This window comes from Arthrobacter sp. BPSS-3, assembly GCF_044628475.1.
Taxonomy (GTDB): domain Bacteria; phylum Actinomycetota; class Actinomycetes; order Actinomycetales; family Micrococcaceae; genus Arthrobacter.
Genome location: NZ_JBIMMV010000006.1, coordinates 68,815 through 84,899 on the forward strand (window position 1 = coordinate 68,815; position 16,085 = coordinate 84,899).

The 16,085-nt window shown below is 68.9% G+C and carries 17 protein-coding genes; 7 read left to right on the forward strand and 10 right to left on the reverse strand.

The window, feature by feature from the left end; translation table 11 throughout:
* The first annotated feature begins 133 nt into the window (after positions 1–133).
* The 4 genes from ACFVY3_RS10845 (at position 134) to ACFVY3_RS10860 (ending at position 4,879) form a co-directional block, all read left to right on the forward strand.
* Positions 134–1,663, forward strand: coding sequence for a M23 family metallopeptidase (locus ACFVY3_RS10845; RefSeq protein WP_400159708.1), 1,530 nt, complete (start codon positions 134–136; stop codon positions 1,661–1,663).
* A 134-nt stretch (positions 1,664–1,797) separates the two neighbouring features.
* Positions 1,798–2,283 carry a glutathione peroxidase gene (locus ACFVY3_RS10850; RefSeq protein ID WP_290256728.1) on the forward strand — a complete coding sequence of 162 codons (486 nt, stop codon included), beginning with the start codon at positions 1,798–1,800 and terminating at the stop codon, positions 2,281–2,283.
* Positions 2,284–2,506: 223 nt separating this feature from the next.
* Positions 2,507–3,718 carry a formaldehyde dehydrogenase, glutathione-independent gene (fdhA, locus tag ACFVY3_RS10855; RefSeq protein ID WP_290256727.1) on the forward strand — a complete coding sequence of 404 codons (1,212 nt, stop codon included), beginning with the start codon at positions 2,507–2,509 and terminating at the stop codon, positions 3,716–3,718.
* A gap of 219 nt (positions 3,719–3,937) precedes the next feature.
* Complete coding sequence (locus ACFVY3_RS10860; RefSeq protein ID WP_400159709.1) at positions 3,938–4,879, forward strand: phosphodiesterase; 942 nt, start codon at positions 3,938–3,940, stop codon at positions 4,877–4,879.
* Positions 4,880–4,919: 40 nt separating this feature from the next.
* On the opposite strand, the gene ACFVY3_RS10865 is transcribed toward ACFVY3_RS10860, so the two are convergent.
* On the reverse strand, positions 4,920–6,335 hold the full coding sequence (locus ACFVY3_RS10865) for a stealth family protein (RefSeq protein ID WP_400159828.1): 1,416 nt from the start codon (positions 6,333–6,335) through the stop codon (positions 4,920–4,922).
* Between the two features lie 278 nt (positions 6,336–6,613).
* On the reverse strand, positions 6,614–7,510 hold the full coding sequence (locus ACFVY3_RS10870) for a hypothetical protein (RefSeq protein ID WP_400159710.1): 897 nt from the start codon (positions 7,508–7,510) through the stop codon (positions 6,614–6,616).
* 115 nt (positions 7,511–7,625) lie between these two features.
* Here ACFVY3_RS10870 and ACFVY3_RS10875 point away from each other — a divergent pair, with 115 nt between their 5' ends.
* Complete coding sequence (locus ACFVY3_RS10875; protein WP_290257291.1) at positions 7,626–7,925, forward strand: type II toxin-antitoxin system VapB family antitoxin; 300 nt, start codon at positions 7,626–7,628, stop codon at positions 7,923–7,925.
* Positions 7,918–8,598 carry a LytR C-terminal domain-containing protein gene (locus ACFVY3_RS10880; protein ID WP_400159711.1) on the forward strand — a complete coding sequence of 227 codons (681 nt, stop codon included), beginning with the start codon at positions 7,918–7,920 and terminating at the stop codon, positions 8,596–8,598. The genes ACFVY3_RS10875 and ACFVY3_RS10880 overlap by 8 nt, the downstream gene beginning before the upstream one ends.
* Before the next feature lie 32 nt (positions 8,599–8,630).
* Here ACFVY3_RS10880 and ACFVY3_RS10885 read toward each other — a convergent pair whose 3' ends face one another.
* A complete protein-coding gene (locus ACFVY3_RS10885; RefSeq protein ID WP_400159712.1) occupies positions 8,631–9,269 on the reverse strand; it encodes a TetR/AcrR family transcriptional regulator in 639 nt (212 codons plus the stop codon).
* Positions 9,270–9,479: 210 nt separating this feature from the next.
* Here ACFVY3_RS10885 and ACFVY3_RS10890 point away from each other — a divergent pair, with 210 nt between their 5' ends.
* Positions 9,480–9,707: a hypothetical protein gene (locus ACFVY3_RS10890; RefSeq protein WP_400159713.1), complete on the forward strand. Its 228-nt coding sequence runs from the start codon at positions 9,480–9,482 to the stop codon at positions 9,705–9,707.
* A 23-nt stretch (positions 9,708–9,730) separates the two neighbouring features.
* Here ACFVY3_RS10890 and ACFVY3_RS10895 read toward each other — a convergent pair whose 3' ends face one another.
* From ACFVY3_RS10895 to ACFVY3_RS10925, 7 genes are read right to left on the reverse strand one after another with little or no spacing between them, the layout of a single operon-like run.
* On the reverse strand, positions 9,731–10,435 hold the full coding sequence (locus ACFVY3_RS10895; RefSeq protein WP_400159714.1) for a DsbA family oxidoreductase: 705 nt from the start codon (positions 10,433–10,435) through the stop codon (positions 9,731–9,733).
* Between the two features lie 57 nt (positions 10,436–10,492).
* Entirely contained in the window at positions 10,493–11,029 is a 537-nt protein-coding gene (locus tag ACFVY3_RS10900) for a GNAT family N-acetyltransferase (RefSeq protein WP_400159715.1), read from the reverse strand.
* A 33-nt stretch (positions 11,030–11,062) separates the two neighbouring features.
* Positions 11,063–11,935 carry a TolB family protein gene (locus ACFVY3_RS10905; RefSeq protein WP_400159716.1) on the reverse strand — a complete coding sequence of 291 codons (873 nt, stop codon included), beginning with the start codon at positions 11,933–11,935 and terminating at the stop codon, positions 11,063–11,065.
* Positions 11,936–11,938: 3 nt separating this feature from the next.
* Positions 11,939–12,934, reverse strand: a complete 996-nt coding sequence (locus ACFVY3_RS10910) for a sugar phosphate isomerase/epimerase family protein (protein ID WP_400159717.1) — start codon at positions 12,932–12,934, stop codon at positions 11,939–11,941.
* Position 12,935: 1 nt separating this feature from the next.
* Positions 12,936–14,168: a Gfo/Idh/MocA family protein gene (locus tag ACFVY3_RS10915; protein ID WP_400159718.1), complete on the reverse strand. Its 1,233-nt coding sequence runs from the start codon at positions 14,166–14,168 to the stop codon at positions 12,936–12,938.
* 8 nt (positions 14,169–14,176) lie between these two features.
* The gene (locus ACFVY3_RS10920) at positions 14,177–15,298 is read right to left on the reverse strand and encodes a Gfo/Idh/MocA family protein (protein ID WP_400159719.1); all 1,122 of its coding nucleotides are present in this window, start codon (positions 15,296–15,298) and stop codon (positions 14,177–14,179) included.
* Positions 15,295–16,050: a sugar phosphate isomerase/epimerase family protein gene (locus ACFVY3_RS10925; protein WP_400159720.1), complete on the reverse strand. Its 756-nt coding sequence runs from the start codon at positions 16,048–16,050 to the stop codon at positions 15,295–15,297. The genes ACFVY3_RS10920 and ACFVY3_RS10925 overlap by 4 nt, the downstream gene beginning before the upstream one ends.
* Between the last annotated feature and the right edge of the window lie 35 nt (positions 16,051–16,085).

The following is a 16,085-nucleotide window of genomic DNA, read 5'->3' on the forward strand; positions in this document are numbered from 1 at the left end:
TTCACACCCCCTGCCGATTGTGGTCCCATGAAAAAGGTCAGCCCGCGTTATCGGCGGCTGAGGATGTGGGGTTTACATCGTGGGAAAGCACTGGGGAAACACGACCAGCGAACCAAAAACAAGAAAACGCATCGTGGCGGTGCGCTGCCTGTCGGGAGGGTTTTGCCTCTCGCTGGCCGTGCTGACGTTCGGGGTCCATGGAGTCACCGGCGCGGGAACCGCCGTGGTCTCGGTCGGCGTGCCGGACAGGGATGTGGCGGTCAGCCCCACGTTGCGGCCCGGGGCAGCGTTCACCGCCGCGGCGGGAACGACGGCGGCCACGACGGGCGCGGCGCAGGCAGCGGCCGCCGGGGCGGTCACGGCTGCTGGCGACCCAGCCGCGGGCTTCACCACGGATCCCCGGGCGCTGGTGGCGTACTCGCGCTCCGCCGTGCTCACCGGTACCAAGGACGGCACGCCGGGGGAGCTCAACGTCGCGTCTTCCGGGTTGAAGCGGCCCGCGGAGGGCTTCCTGATGGCACCCCTCGAGGTCCTGAACCCGTCGTCGCCGTTCGGCTTGCGGACCAGCCCGCTCTCCGGGGTGGCGGGGGAGTTCCACTGGGGCCAGGATTTCGCGGCGGCCTGCGGGACGCGGGTGTACGCCGCAGACGCCGGGGTGGTGCGCGCCGTGGGCTGGCACCCCTGGGGCGGCGGAAACCGGGTGGAGATCGACCACGGCAACGGCCTGATCACCACCTACAACCACCTGGAGGGGATCGCCGTGAAGAAGGGCGACTCGGTCCGCGTGGGTGAGGTGATCGCCAAGGTGGGCACCACCGGGTCCTCGACCGGCTGCCACCTGCATTTCGAGACCATCCTCAACGGCGTGCACAAGGACCCGCGGGACTGGACGCTCCTGCCCATCATCCAGACGGACCCGCTGGGTCCGCTGGAGATGACCAGCTACGCACCCGACGCCGGGTTGCCCTCCAACGCCTCGCTGGGCTGGGCCATCCCGGTGTCCGACGACGGCCGGCACGAGGTGGCCAACGGCGCCCAGGAGATCCCCGCCGCCCTGCTGCCGCAGCTGCCCGGCTACACCGCCTCCTACTCGCCCTCGCCCTCACCGACGGCGGATGCCCTCTCACCCAGCCGGCCGCCATCGTCCGCCACCGGGCAGGCGCCCGGCACCTCGGCGCCGGTGACCTCCGAGCCGGTCACCGGGGCTCCGCCGGCGACCGGCACCACGACCGGGTCCCCGACTACGAGTACGCCGCCTGCAAGCACCACGCCGCCGGGGACAACGCCCCCGGCCACCACCCCTCCGCTCGGCTCGGAGCCGCCGTCCACGCCGCCGCCGGTGACCACGCCGCCTGCGCCCCCGGCGACCACCCCGGCCCCGCCGCCGGTGACCACCCCGGCCCCGCCGCCGGTGACGGAGGCCCCGCCGCCCGTGGTGACCCCGCCGCCGGTCGTGGAGGTCCCCCCTCCGCCGCCGCCGGTGGTCGAGCCGCCTCCGCCGCCACCGCCCGTCGTCGAGGTGCCCCCGCCGGCCCCTGCGCCGCCGCCGGTGGTCACGCCGCCGGCGGTGACCTCGCCGGCCCCGGAACTCGCTGCCCCGCCCGTCACCGCGGATCCCGCGCCGAGCGGCACTCCGGCCCCCACCGGCACAGTCGCCCCCTGACCGCCTGACTCCCGGCCCCTTGGCCCTCCGGCGGCCGGCCACCCATACCGCCGCCCGTCGGCGTCGAATTACGGTTGTGACCACGCCGGGCTATGCTTCCGGCACGCCGACTCGACGCCCGGGAGGACCCCGCCATGACCGACCTTTTCTCCGTTCCGCTCACCCTCAACGACGGCACCGAAACGGACTTCGGCCGCTACCGTGGGCAGGTGGTGCTGGTGGTGAACGTTGCCTCGCAGTGCGGCTTCACGCCCCAGTACGCCGGCCTGCAGGCCCTGCACAACAAGTTCGAGGACGAGGGGTTTACCGTGCTGGGCGTGCCCTGCAACCAGTTCGCTGGCCAGGAACCGGGCAGTGACGCGGACATCGCCGAGTTCTGCGATCGGAACTTCGGCGTCACCTTCCCGCTGACCGCCAAGGCCGACGTGCGGGGCAAGAACCAGCACCCGCTTTACGCCCGCCTCACCAAGTTCAAGAAAGGCCTGCTGCCGGGCCTGGTGAAGTGGAACTTCGAGAAATTCCTGATCAACCGCGACGGCGAGATCGTCGCCCGGTTCGCCCCCACCGTGGAACCGGATGCCCCCGAGGTGATCGAGGCGGTGCAGGCCGCGCTCGCCTGAGGCACCGGTCGGGACCCTCGGCCCGCAAGGGCCCGAGGGGCCTATCCCTACGCGTCATCCCGTCCTAGACTGGCCGGACCCTCCGACGTTCGGGCCGGTTCGCGGCTTTCTTGCGGCGCCCGCCGGCAGCGTTATCGACGCTGGCCAGGAGGGTGCATCAGAACGCTTCGTGAATCACAACTGGGCACTCAGCATTGGGGTCCGTGAAACCAGGAGGAAAGTGATGACAGGAAACAAAGCCGTTGCCTACAAGGGGCCAGGAAAAGTCGAACTCATCGACATTGACTACCCCACTTTCGAACTCAAAGACGGACCAGGCGTCAACCCGGCCAACGTCGGCCGGCAGGTGCGCCACGGCGTCATCCTCAAGACCGTCGCGACGAACATCTGCGGATCGGACCAGCACATGGTCCGCGGCCGCACTACTGCCCCCGCCGACCTGGTGCTGGGCCACGAGATCACTGGCGAGGTCGTCGAGGTCGGGCCCGACGTCGAGTTCATCAAGGTCGGCGACATCTGTTCGGTGCCCTTCAACATCGCCTGTGGACGCTGCCGCAACTGCAAGGAACGCAAGACCGGCATCTGCCTGAACGTCAACCCCGACCGGCCCGGAAGCGCCTACGGCTACGTGGACATGGGCGGCTGGGTGGGCGGCCAGGCAAACTACGTCCTCGTCCCGTACGCGGACTGGAACCTGCTGAAGTTCCCGGACCGGGACCAGGCCCTCGAGAAGATCATGGACCTGACCATGCTCTCGGACATCTTCCCCACCGGCTTCCACGGCGCCGTGACCGCGGGCGTCGGCGTCGGATCCACCGTGTACGTCGCAGGCGCCGGGCCGGTGGGCCTCGCGGCCGCCACCAGCGCGCAGCTGCTCGGCGCCGCCGTCGTCATCGTCGGCGACATGAACGAGGACCGGCTCAAGCAGGCCCGGAGCTTCGGCTGCGAGACGGTCGACCTGTCCAAGGGCGGACCGGCCGAGCAGATCGAGCAGATCCTGGGTGTCCCCGAGGTGGACTGCGGCGTGGACGCGGTCGGCTTCGAGGCCAAGGGCCACGGACACGACGCCAAGGAAGCGCCGGCCACGGTGCTGAACTCCCTGATGGACATCACGGCCGCCGGCGGCGCGCTCGGCATCCCCGGGCTCTACGTCACCGGCGACCCCGGCGGCATCGACGAGGCGGCCAAGAAGGGTGCGCTCTCGCTCAGCCTCGGTACCGGCTGGGCCAAGTCGCTGAGCTTCACCACCGGCCAGTGCCCGGTGATGAAGTACAACCGCGGCCTGATGATGGCGATCCTGCATGACAGGGTCCACATCGCCAAGAACGTCAACGCCAAGGCGATCGCCCTGGAGGACGCACCGAAGGGCTACGCCGAGTTCGACGCCGGCGCCGCCACCAAGTACGTGCTGAACCCGAACGGCTACCTCAGCTAGGGCCCGTCCCACCGGGTGATCTACGGTCCGGCGGCCTCCTTCCTGCGCCAGGGTGCGCAGGTAGGAGGCCGCCGGATTACTTAATCCGCACGCGTAGCCGTGCCCGTTTTCAAAGCTGCCTACCTGAGTTTGCCCACGTCCAGCCGGAAATCTGGTTGGATAGAAGGTACTGAGAGGGATCGCTGGGGGGACCGCCTCCACCCAACCAGGAAGGTTGCAATGGAGCTCATCGAGGCCGAGCACCCACGGCCACGCCATTTCCTACTCCACGCCAGTGACGCGCACCTGCTGGGCGGTTCCGACCCGCTGCACGGCGTCGTCGACAGCGAGGCCCACCTGCGCCAGCTTTTCGAGGAAGTCCAAGCCTCCGGCGCGCGCCCCGAGGCGGTGATTTTCACCGGTGACCTGGCCGACCGCGGGGAGGCCGACGCCTACGCCAAGCTGCGCCGGATCGTCGAACCCGCCTGCGAGGCCATGGGCGCGAAGATCATCTGGGCCATGGGCAACCACGACGACCGGGCAAACTTCCGCACCGGCCTGCTCGACGAACCCGCCCACGACGGACCCGTGGACCGCAGCTACTTTCTAAACGGCCTGCGGATCATCACCATGGACACCTCGGTGCCCGGCTTCCACCACGGCGAACTCAGCCCGGAACAGCTCGACTGGCTCACCGCGGAGCTGGCCACGCCGGCGCCGGACGGCACCATCCTGGCGCTGCACCACCCGCCAGTCCCGTCCGTGCTGGACCTGGCGGTGCTGGTGGAACTGCGGGGCCAGGCTGCCCTCGGGGCGGTGCTCCGGGGCTCGGACGTGCGCACCATCCTGGCCGGGCACCTGCACTACTCGACGTCGGCCACGTTCGCCGGCATCCCCGTCTCGGTGGCCTCCGCGACCTGCTACACCCAGGACCTGAACGTCCCGGTGGGCGGCAGCCGCGGCCGGGACAGCGGCCAGGCGTTCAACCTGGTCCACGTCTATGAGCACACCATCGTGCACTCGGTGGTCCAGCTGGGCGAGGTGCTGCCGCCCGTGGGCGAGTTCGTCACGGCGGAGGAAGCCACCCGGCGGATCGCCGCGGCCGGCATCCGCATCCCGGACCAGGGCCGGCCGGAGAACCCGTCGTCTTCCGGGGACCGGAGCATGACGTTCCTGAACTAGGCCTGCGCCCCCAAGGTCAGCCGGTCCGGGAACGTCCCGGTTACTTCTCCCAGGGGGCCTTGATCGGGAAGTACTTCTCCAGGAAGTCCGTCACGATTTCGGCGCGCTCCTCGGCGGGGACCTCCGGGAAGCTGCCGTCGTTGAGGCAGAAGAAGTCCATGTTCCGCTTGGAGAGCAGCTTGGGCAGGTAGTTCAGGCCCGCCCGGGCGGTGGTGTCCACGTACCGCACCTTGGCCGTCGTCTGGGTCACGGCCCGGCCGGTGAGCAGCGCGTAGTAGTGGTAGAACGAGTTCGTCACCGAGATGTTGTCCGCGGCACGGAACCGGCTGGCCGCCGTGCGGGCGAACTCGTCCGGGAACTCCTGCTCCATTTGAGCGGTCACGCTGCGGCGCAGCGGCGCGGCCGTGTGCTCCAGATGGCGCGTGGTGATCCGGCCGAAGCGGTTCCACAGCAGCTTCCGGTTCACCCGGGCCGCGTTCTCGAACCCGCTCCGCTCGGCGTCGTTGTCGCCCAGGCCGATCCGGGTCTCCGCCTCGATGAACTTGGTGATGCCGCCCGGGGTGAAGAACATGTCCGGGCCCACGGTGCGGCCGAAGAACATGTCGTCATTGGAGTACAGGTAGTGCTCGGAGAGGCCCTCGATGTGGTGGAGCTGGCTTTCCACGGCCTGCGAGTTGTGCGTGGGGAGCACCGACGTGTCGGCGAAGAACTCCTCGCTGCGCACGATCGTCACGGCGGGGTGGTCGGCCAGCCATTCCGGGGCGGGGGAGTCCGTGGCGATGAAGATCCGCCGGATCCACGGGGCGAACATGTACACGGACCGGAGCGCGTACTTCAGCTCGTTGATCTGCCGGAAGCGTGCCTCGTGGTCGTCGCCCTCACCGACGACGACGCCGGCCATCCGGGCTTTGCGCGCGGCGATGTATTCGGGGGAGGAGCCGTCCACCCAGGAGAAGACGATGTCGATGTCGAAGTTGATGTCGCTGGCGTGGTCGGCGAACATGTTCTCGATCGTGGGCCAGGTGTGGCCGTAGCGTTCGACCGTGCCGCGCACCGCGTCCTGGGCCAGCAGGGTCCGGCGGGTCAGGGAGTTCTCGATCGGCAGGATCAGCTGGTCGCCCTCGAAGCTCCAGAGTTCCAGCTGCACGCCCGCGGAGGCGCCGAATTCGAGGCCGCCGTTGGGTTCCACGCAGGGCCGGTAGAGCCGGAAGATCCGGGCCTGGCGGTTCGGCGAGAGCTCGCCGTCGGCCACCAGGACAGAGGACTTCTTCTTGGCGTCCACGGTCATGGAGTAGAACGGCTCGTCCCGGCAGGCCTCCACCAGAGCGGCGCGCAGTTCCCGGCGGTTCTTCCAGTCCACGGCGATCACCGGGCGGTGGTTGTTGCCCCGGACCAGCAGGTAATCGATGTCGGCACGGACCAGCACCTCACGGACGAACAACAGGTCCTCGACCATCGACTGGTACGGGGTGCGGTTTTCATTGATCAGCGCGTAGCGGCCGTGCCTGCGGACAATGTCGCTGCGCGTTCGGAACCTGGCGACGGCTGCCGCTGACGTGACCTCGGCGTGGGCGTGGTCGTCCTCGGTGGCCTGGCTGCCGTAGTAAATCTCGTCCTGGATCAATGCGTCGGTGATGTCGATTCTCCGTTTTCCTGACTGGTCTTCGTGCTGGCCGCTTTGCTACTCGCATGATATCGCGGGCCGCCAAAACGGGCCGTCACACCGGCTCCGTATCAGCCGGCCAGGGCGGCCCGCCAGTGCCGCAGGAAGGCCGCGCCGGCGTCGTCGTGAATGACGTCCGCGCCCAGCCCCAGGTCCGCCGCGGTGAGCACCTCGTAGGGTTTGACCGGGATGCCGTCCGCCGGCCGGACATCCACGTGCTTGACCGGGTGGTCGTTGTGGAAGAGCCAGTCGGCCATGGCGTAGTCGGTCCGGGAATCGCCCACGGTCCGCCACGCCTGCGGGGTGATGCCCTGGGCGGCCAGCAGTTCGACGGCGCGGCTGGCGCCGAGGTCTTTGCCGAGCCGGACAGACTCGATGTCGGTGGAGATGATGGTGGGGTCGACGCGGTAGTCGATCGCGTCGTCGCTGTCCGGGACGTGGCGGTCCAGCCGGACGACGCCGAGGCCGTGCCGCTGCATCAGGTCCATGGCGTCGGCGTCGAACAGGGCCTGTTCGGCGCGGTAGTCGGCGTTGGCGACGTCGACGTGCTGCTCCACCGAGACCATGGCGCGCTTGGTTTCGTCGAAGAACATGTGCGCCGCGTAATCCTCCGCCACGAGCCGCCGGACGTCGTCGCCGAACGCGGCCGGGACGGCGAGGGCGTCATCGACGTGGACGGTGCCGGGGCCAGCCGCCGTGTAGCTGAACCAGACGGCGCCCTTCTCGCAGATCGCGTGGACGGTCAGGCCGGCGGGCATGCCGGCGGCGATCATCGGGTCCATGACCTGCTCGCGGATGAAGGCGTCCGAGCGGCCGGTGTTGAAGATGACGGGGATGCCGGCGGCGGCGAGGGCCAGCAGGTCGGCGATGATGCCGGGGGTCACGGTGCGGGTGACGGGGCTTGCGATGGGGCCGTCGACGTCGAGCAGCAGGGCCAGCGGCGGGGTGGAAGCCTCGGAATCTCTCATGCCTTCATTCTCTCAGCCGGTGCAGGGGGCCGTGGTTGGTCACTGTTTGGCCACAACCTCCGGCGCCGGGGCTCCGTGGATTCCCCTGACCCGGGTTGTTCCATAGGCTTGCATGGTGATCTTCAAAGCTGTGGGCGAGGGACGCCCTTACCCCGACCATGGTTTCCACACGCCCAAGGACTGGGCGGCACTGCCGCCGCGCCCGGTCCGGCTTGACGAACTCGTAACCACCAAGCGCACCCTGGACCTCGAAGCATTGCTGGCCGAGGATTCCACTTTCTTTGGCGACCTGTTCCCGCACGTCGTGGAGTTCCGCGGGGTGCTGTACCTCGAAGACGGGCTGCACCGGGCCGTCCGCACCGCGCTGCACCAGCGCACCGCCATCCACGCCCGAGTCCTGGTGGTCAATGGCTAGGAAGCCGCAGGACCCGACGGTTCTGCATGGGCATCATGTGGTGACGGGCTCGGACCTGCGGGCCACGTTTGTCGAAGAGGACGAACTCGAGAACCCGGACCGGATGCGGCGCCGGATCCTCCACGGGGTGGTCCTGGTGTTGCTGGTGGGGCTGCTGGTTGCCGCCGTGGTGGTGGCGATGGCCATCCAGAACGGCCAGATCAAGATTCCGACGGCGGAGCGGAGCCGCGCCGCGGTCTCGGCCTGCCCGGAGGCCACCTACGACTACGTTCCGCACGAGAAGATCCGGCTCAACGTCTATAACTCCACCAACCGGCCTGGGCTGGCGAAGACCGTGGCGGATGAGCTCGTGGCACGGAAGTTCGCCGTCGGTACGGTGGGCAACACCGAGTCCGGCTTCCACGGGGTGGCGCTGGTGGTGTCGGGCGCGGCGGGCCAGTCCTCGGCCTTCAGTGTCCAGCGGAATCTGCCCGGCTCCGACTACGTCCAGGACGGCCGCACCGACGCGACCGTGGACGTGATCCTGACCGGTGACTTCAAGGACCTGGCCAAGCCGGAACTGGTCGACCAGACCCCGGGCAAGCTCAGCTGCCCGCGGGAGACCCGTCGCGAGGCGGATGCCCCGGCGACGCCGGTGGTCCCGTCCGTCGTGCCGGCCAGCCCCAACCCCTAGCGGAACCTTTGAACTTCTAGACCGCAAAACCGTTAGGCCGTGAGGCGCACGGGACGGCCGGCGTCGTCGAACCGCGCTCCCGCGCCGAGCTGGACGAACCGCACCGTCCGCGCGATCCGGGCCTCCGCCTCGGGATCCGCCCCGGCGCCGTCGCCGCGGGCGGCGCTGGAGGAGAGCGTGCCGTGGATGAGCTGGGCGAGCTGCCCGATGTCCGCGTCCGGAAGGTAGTGCTGGGCGACGCCGTCGCGGAGGATGTCCTGCAGCAGGACGCTGAGTTCGCCCACGTGATCCGCCAGCTTCGCGAAGGATGCGGGGGAGAGGACGGCGGCCATCGCCGGGCCCGGCGGCAGGTGCCGGCGGCTGAGGTCCGCCACCTGCGCGCGCACGTACAGAGCCAGGCGGTCCACAGGGTTGTCCAGGCCGGCCAGTGCCTCGCGGAGCTCCACCAGGAAACGTTCGGTCTCGTCCAGAGCGTAGGCGATGAGGAGCTCTTCGATGTCCGCGTAGTAGTTGTAGACGGCGGTGCGGCCGATCTGGGCGTGCCGGGCGACGTCGGTCATGGTCAGCCCGGGGAGCCCGTGCGTGAAGAGGAGCTCGCCGAAGGCGGTGAGGATCCGCCGCTGGGTCTCGGCGCGTTGGGCGGCGTTGCTCGCGGCCGTAATCCTGGGCATACGGACACTTTAGCGCGATCTGTCAGTAAAGCTCCGGCGGGCGGCTCGTCAGCCCTCCGCACCGCCGTCGGCCCTCTGCGCGTGACGCGGAAATATCACTTGCCGGAAACGCCGCCGAAACGTGGGCGGGGCAAGCTGGGGACCATGGGAGCCCCGACGGCGGGGCGGACGCTGGGGAGGAGCATTTTTATGGAGGACAACGGGACGGCCGTGACGACTTGCGCGGAGCTGTCGGTGGGGGACGACGTCGAGGCATGGCACAACGGCAGGCTCTTCCACCGAGGGCGGGTGACCCAGACCGTGCCGCTGATGGAGCTTTTCTGGATCCTCGATTCCCGGACCGGGGCGAGGAAGCTGCTGGACATCGAGGCGCTGGAGGTCATCCGGTGCGCACCGGACCCGGCGGGCCGCGCCATGGATCTGGCACGGCCCGCCTGACGGTCGCTTAGCCTGACGGTTGCTTAGATCGCGCAGCCGTCCGGGCCGCAGGCCGCACCTTCGGCGCCGGCGGCGTCAACCATCACCAGCGGCTGGCTCTCCTGCCAGGCCTGGTCAAGGGCCGCGCTGAACGTCTCGGCCGGCTGGGCGCCCGAAATTCCGTACTTCCGGTCGATCACGAAGAACGGCACGCCGCTGACGCCCAGAGCCCGGCCCTCAGCGATGTCGTCGCGGACCGCGTCAGAGTACTTGTCCGTGGTGAAGAGCTCGTCGACCTCGGCGGCGTCGATCCCGAGCTCGAGGCCCAGCGACGTGAGGTAGGACCGGTTCCCGATGTCCTGGCCGTGCTCGAAGTGGTCGCTGAGCAGCCGTTCCTTGGCGACATCCTGCTTGCCGTGGGCCGCCGCGAGGTGGATCAGACGGTGGGCCGCAAAGCTGTTGGCCACCACCACGTCGCCAAACTTGTAGTTCAGCCCTTCCCCGGCGGCCTGCGCGGCCACGTGGTCGAACATGCCGGCGACCTGCTGCGGGTCCAGGCCCTTCCGGGTGCTCAGGTAGTCCAGCTCGGTGCCGTCATAGTGCTCCGGCAGGCTCGGGTCCAGCTGGAAGCTGCGCCACTGCACCTCCACGGAATCGCGGTGCGGGAAGGCGGCCAGGGCGGTTTCGAAACGACGCTTGCCGATGTAGCACCAGGGGCAGGCGACGTCGGACCAAATCTCAATCTTCATGCTCTCGACAACCGCGATGCCCCCCGGGGCATTCCCGGACGACGACGGCGGGGCGGCTCAGTCCGCGAGCGGACGCTCCAGCACGAAGTCGTGTTCCACAGTGTCGCCCAGGCGGAAGGACTTGGTGCCTACCTGCCGGAAACCGGACTTTTCGTAGAACCGGATGGCCCGTGCGTTCTGGCTGTTGACCCCCAGCCAGAGCCCGCGGGCACCGGTGGCGGCCGCGGCGGCGACGCTGGCCCGCATCAGCTCGGCGGCCGCGCCGACGCCGTGGTGGTCCGGGTGCACGTAGCACTTGCTGAGTTCGGCGGCCGGGGTGAGGCCCAGGGCGGAGGCCACGTCCGGATCCTGCGTCGGCCGGTCCACCAGCAGGCTGTAGCCGCGCAGGGCGCCGTCGACGTCGAGGACCAAGACCGTCACGTCCGGGTCGGCGAGGTAGTCCCGGAAATTCCGCTCGCTCAGGGTGTTGGCAATGTGCGCCGCAATGTCCTCCGGCCGCGACTCGGGCGGGCAGGCGAGCGGGAAGGTGACGGCGGCCAGCCCGGCCAGGGCGCCGGCGTCCGCGGGGGTGGCTTTCCGGATCAGGTGGGTCATAGCAAAACCCTAGTCCCGGTGCCGGGCGAGGAGTCAGTCGAACGGGTACGTGACGAAGGCGAAGTGGTCCGAGCCCGGCGCCCAGCTATTGACGTTCAGCGTTCCCTGCCCGCCGAACACGGCCCAGCTGTACAGCGGGGTGGTCCAGTCCTCGAGGGCGACGACGACGACCTCGACGTCGAGATTTTCGGGGTGGCCCAGCGTTCCCGCCGGGAACCGGAGGTAGCTGGCGAACCGCCCGTCCGGGGACAGATGCGGGAACCAGTCGACGCTGGCGCTCCTGAGCAGGCACTCCAGCCTGGACCCGTCGGGGCGGACCCGGGCCAGCTGGGCGTGTCCGGGACGGTCGGTGAAAGCCTCGGTGTTGAGGTAGATCCATGCGCCGTCCGGCGAATATTCCGGACCGTCGCAGTGGCCTGGTCCGGTGTCGACAGCGGTGAAGGGTCCGCCGTCCGCGGGCATGGTCACGAGTCGGCCGGGCCGGGAGAAGTCACCGGCTTCGATGGCCACGGCGGCCAGCCGGCCGCCGTCGGGACTGATCCCATGCAGGTAGTGCGCAAACCCGTCCGCTGCGGTGACCCGCTCGGCGTCGCCGCCGTCGATGCCTGCCCGGTAGAGGTGCCCGTCCTCGGCGGAGAGGTAGAGGCGGTCTCCACCGGGGGCGATCACGTGGTCGTTGTTGAGGGCGGGCACGCCCGTGACCCGGATGGCAGCGAGTGACCGGCCGACCAGTTGCAGCCGCCACAGTGTGCCGGCACCGTTGAGGATCAGCGCGGAACCGTCCGGGGTCCAGTTCGGGGCTTCCAGAAGCAGGCTGTCGGTGGAGCAGATCAGCTCACGGGAGCCCGTAAGGGCGGATCCGACCCAGACCTCGCAGCGTTGACCGGGCTGCAGGGTGCGTGGCACGGCCTACTGCGTGAAGGCTGCGTCGAAGGAGGCGCTCGAAGCCGGGAAATCAAACTTCTTGAGCGCCGCGAGGGCCTCCGGGGCGCCGTGCAAACGGTCCATGCCGGCGTCCTCCCACTCGATCGAGATGGGGCCCGTGTAGCCGATGGCGGTGAGGGCGCGGAAAGAGGATTCCCAGGGCACGTCGCCGCGTCCCGCGGAGACGAAGTCCCAGCCGCGCCGGGGGTCGCCCCACGGCAGGTGGGAACCCAGGACGGTGTTCCGCCCGGTGGGCCGGAGCTTTGTGTCCTTGCAGTCCACGTGGTAGATCCGGTCCTTGAAGTCCCAGATGAAGGAGACCGGGTCGATGCCCTGCCACATGAAGTGCGAGGGATCCCAGTTCAGGCCGAATGCTTCCCGGTGGCCGATGGCTTCCAGGGTACGGACCGTGGTCCAGTAATCGTAGGCAATCTCGCTCGGGTGGACTTCGTGGGCGAAGCGGACACCGCATTCGTCGAAGACGTCCAGGATAGGGTTCCAGCGGTCGGCGAAGTCCTGGTAGCCGGCCTCGATCATTTTCTCCGGGACGGGCGGGAACATCGCCACGTATTGCCAGATCGAGGAGCCGGTGAAACCGACGACGGTGTCCACGCCGAGAGCCCGGGCGAGGCGCGCGGTGTGTTTCATTTCCTCGGCTGCGCGCTGCCGGACGCCCTCGGGCTCCCCGTCGCCCCAGACCTTGGAGCCGACGATCGCCTCATGCCGGAAGTCGATGGGGTCATCGCAGACGGCCTGGCCCTTGAGATGGTTGGAGATGGCCCAGACCTTGAGGTTGTACTTTTTCAGGACCGCGAGCTTGGACTCGACGTACCCGGGTTCGTCCCACCGCCAGGCGTCCAGATGGTCGCCGGAGACGGCGATTTCCAGGCCGTCGTAGCCCCAGCCGGAGGCCAGCCGGGCGACGTCCTCGAAGGGAAGGTCGGCCCACTGGCCGGTGAACAAGGTGTACGGACGGCCCATATCAGGCTCCTTCGGGGGTCGTGGCGGGTGACATAGCTGGGGGCGTTGCCGGTGGCGTGGTGAGCTGGATGGTGGAACTCTTGGCGGCCGCGCTTTCCTCGATCGCGGCGAGGACACGTTGGACGTTCAGTCCGTCCTCGAACGACGGCGCGGCCGGCATCCCGCCGTCGATCGCTACCAGGAAATCGCGGATCTCGTGGGTGAAGGAGTGCTCCCAGCCGATGGTGTGTCCTTGCGGCCACCACGCCTCAATGTACGGGTGCTCCGGTTCGCTGACGAGGATGCGGCGGAACCCTTGTTCCCGGACCGGGAGTGTTGCGTCCAGGAATCCGAGCTCGTTTAGCGCTTCCAGGTCGAACAGGATGGTCCCCTTGCTGCCGTAGATCTCGAGTTTGAGCGCATTCTTTTGCCCGGTAGCGACCCGGGACACCTCCACCGAAGCGATTGCGCCGGAGGCCAGAACGAGCGTGGCCCACGCCGCATCGTCCACGGTCACCTCCTCCGGGCCGTCCCGGCCCGGACGGGTGGGGGTGAAGGTGTGCAGCCGGCCGGAGACCTCGGTGACCTGGTCCCCGAGCAGGAACAGGACTTGGTCGATCGCGTGCGAGGCGATGTCACCGAGCGCCCCGGACCCAGCGGTGTGCTTGTTCAGCCGCCAGGTCATGGGCGATTCCGGGTCCACCAGCCAATCCTGCAGGTAGGCGGCACGGACATGCCGCACCGTGCCGAGCCGGCCCTCGGCGATTAGCTCACGGGCCAGGGCCAGGGCCGGGACCCGGCGGTAGTTGAAGCCGACCATGGCCTGCACGCCGCGGGCGCGGGCAGCCCGGGCCGCCGCCGCCATGGCCTCGGCCTCGGTGAGGGTGTTGGCCAGGGGCTTCTCGACTAGCACATGCTTGCCGGCCTCGAGCGCCGCGATCGCGATCTCGGCGTGCATCCAGCCCGGCGCGCAGATGTCCACGATATCCACGTCGTCCCTGGCGATCACCTCGCGCCAGTCCGTGGCGGACTCCGCCCAGCCATACCTGGCGGCCGCCATGGCGACCCCCTCGGCGTCCCGGCCCACCAGGACCCGGCGTTCGAAGGCCGGCACGTCGAAGTAGCTGGCGACATTGCGCCAGGCGTTCGAGTGGGCCTTTCCCATGAACGCGTAGCCGATCATGGCCACACCGAGCGGTGCGGAGTGCTTCGGTGTTCTCGCCCCGGCGACGGCCGGGATTTCCTGGGAGGTCATGGCTGTTCCTAGAGGGTGGAAGCGGTGGGGTCCCAGTCCTCGGGGAGGGCTGCGGACACGGGGGCTGAACTGTCCACGTCGATGAAGGTGCCGGCTTCGATCGACTCGGAGATCGAGACCATCGTGTCCAGGACGTGGTAGGCGAGGTCGCCTGTGGCGCGGTGCGGGACACCGGAGCGGATGGACCGGGCCATGTCCAGCACCCCCATGCCCCGGCCGTTGGCCGGTCCGGTCGCGGGAACGACGGTCCAGTCGTCGTCCCCGGCGCGCCAGAGCCTGATATTGCCGTCGAAGTGGTTCGGGTCGGGCAGCGAAATGGTGGCTTCGGTACCGGTGATTTCCACGAAGCCCATCCGTTGCCGCGGGGACTCGAAGGAGAACACGCTGTGTGAGGAGGCACCGTTCTCGAACTGGGCCATGGCGGACACATGGGTGGGTACCTCGACGTTGAATTCTTCGCCTGCCTTGGCCCCGGAGCCGATCACACGGACGTCCTTGGCCTTGGAACCGGTGGCCGCCACCCGCCGGACCGACCCGAAGGTTTGCACGAGCGCGGTGAGGTAATAGGGGCCCATGTCGAACAGGGGGCCCGCGCCGTGCTGGAAGAGGAACGCCGGGTTGGGGTGCCAGGACTCTGGTCCAGGGGTTTGGAACGTGGTCATGGCGGTCAGCGGGGTGCCGATGTCGCCCCGTTCGATCAAGCGGCGAGCGGTCTGCAGGCCGGCACCGAGAAAAGTATCGGGCGCGGTGCCGAGCCGGAGGCCGGCGGCGTCGGCAGCCTTGAGCAGGCCGATGCCGGACTCGCGGTCCAGCGAGAACGGCTTCTCAGTCCAGACGTGCTTGCCGGCATTCACGGCGGCGGTGGCCACCTCGACGTGGGCTGCCGGGATGGTCAGGTTCACGATGATCTCGACGTCGGGGTGGTGCAGGGCCGCGTCGACGCCGCCGGACTGCGCGATGCCGTATTCCTTGGCGCGTGCCGCCGCGGCGTCTTCGAAGAGATCGGCGATGACGTGGACTTTCAGGTCGGGGAAGACCGTCAAGTTGTCCAGGTACTGCTTGCTGATGTTGCCCGCTCCGATGACGGCGACGCCCACCGGGCCGCGGCGGGTTTCAGGAGCCGAGCTCATGCGTCCACGCCCTGGGCGCTCGCAGAGCCTGCGTTCAAATAAGCCAGGGACTGGGCGATCCCGTCGAAGATGTCCCCGGAGTAGTCGTCGAATTCGACGACGCCTACCTCCAGTGCGTGGGCGGCGCCGATGACCTCCCAGACCGGGAGCTTGCCCTGGCCGGCGGGCAGCTGGGCCTTGGTGTCTGTGGTCATGGGGCCGTCCTTGATGTGGATGAAACGGACCCGGTCACCGAGCCGCTTGAGCAGGGCGGCAGGGTCCTGGCCGCCGACGGCCGCCCAGTAGGTGTCGACTTCCAGGACCACCTCGGTGTCCAGGAGGCCCGCAAAGTATTCCAGTGCGGTCTGGCCCTCCACGCTGGACTCGAGCTCCCAGGCGTGGTTGTGGTACCCGACCCGGATGCCGTATTCGGCGCCCTTTTTCGCGGCGGCGTTGAGCTTGGCCGCGGTGGACTGGATGTCCCCGGCCTCCTGCCAGTGCTCGGCCGGGAGGTAAGGGTCGATCACGGTGGTGATGCCCAGGTCCTTGGCGGCGGCGAAGATCTGGTCCTGGTCCTGGCTCAGGAGCGGCGCGTGGCCGGTGGGGGCGGTCAGGCCGTTTTCCGCCAGGGCCGCACCGAGTTCTGCGGCCGTGGCCACGAAGTTGTAGGGCTCGACCTGGGTAAACCCGATGGCGCTGACCTTCTTGATGGTGCCGGGGAGATCCTCGGCGATGGCGTTGCGGAGGGTGTACAGCTGAAGCGAGTACGACATGGGGTTCCTTTGCGGGTTAAGGGTGGTCGGGTGGG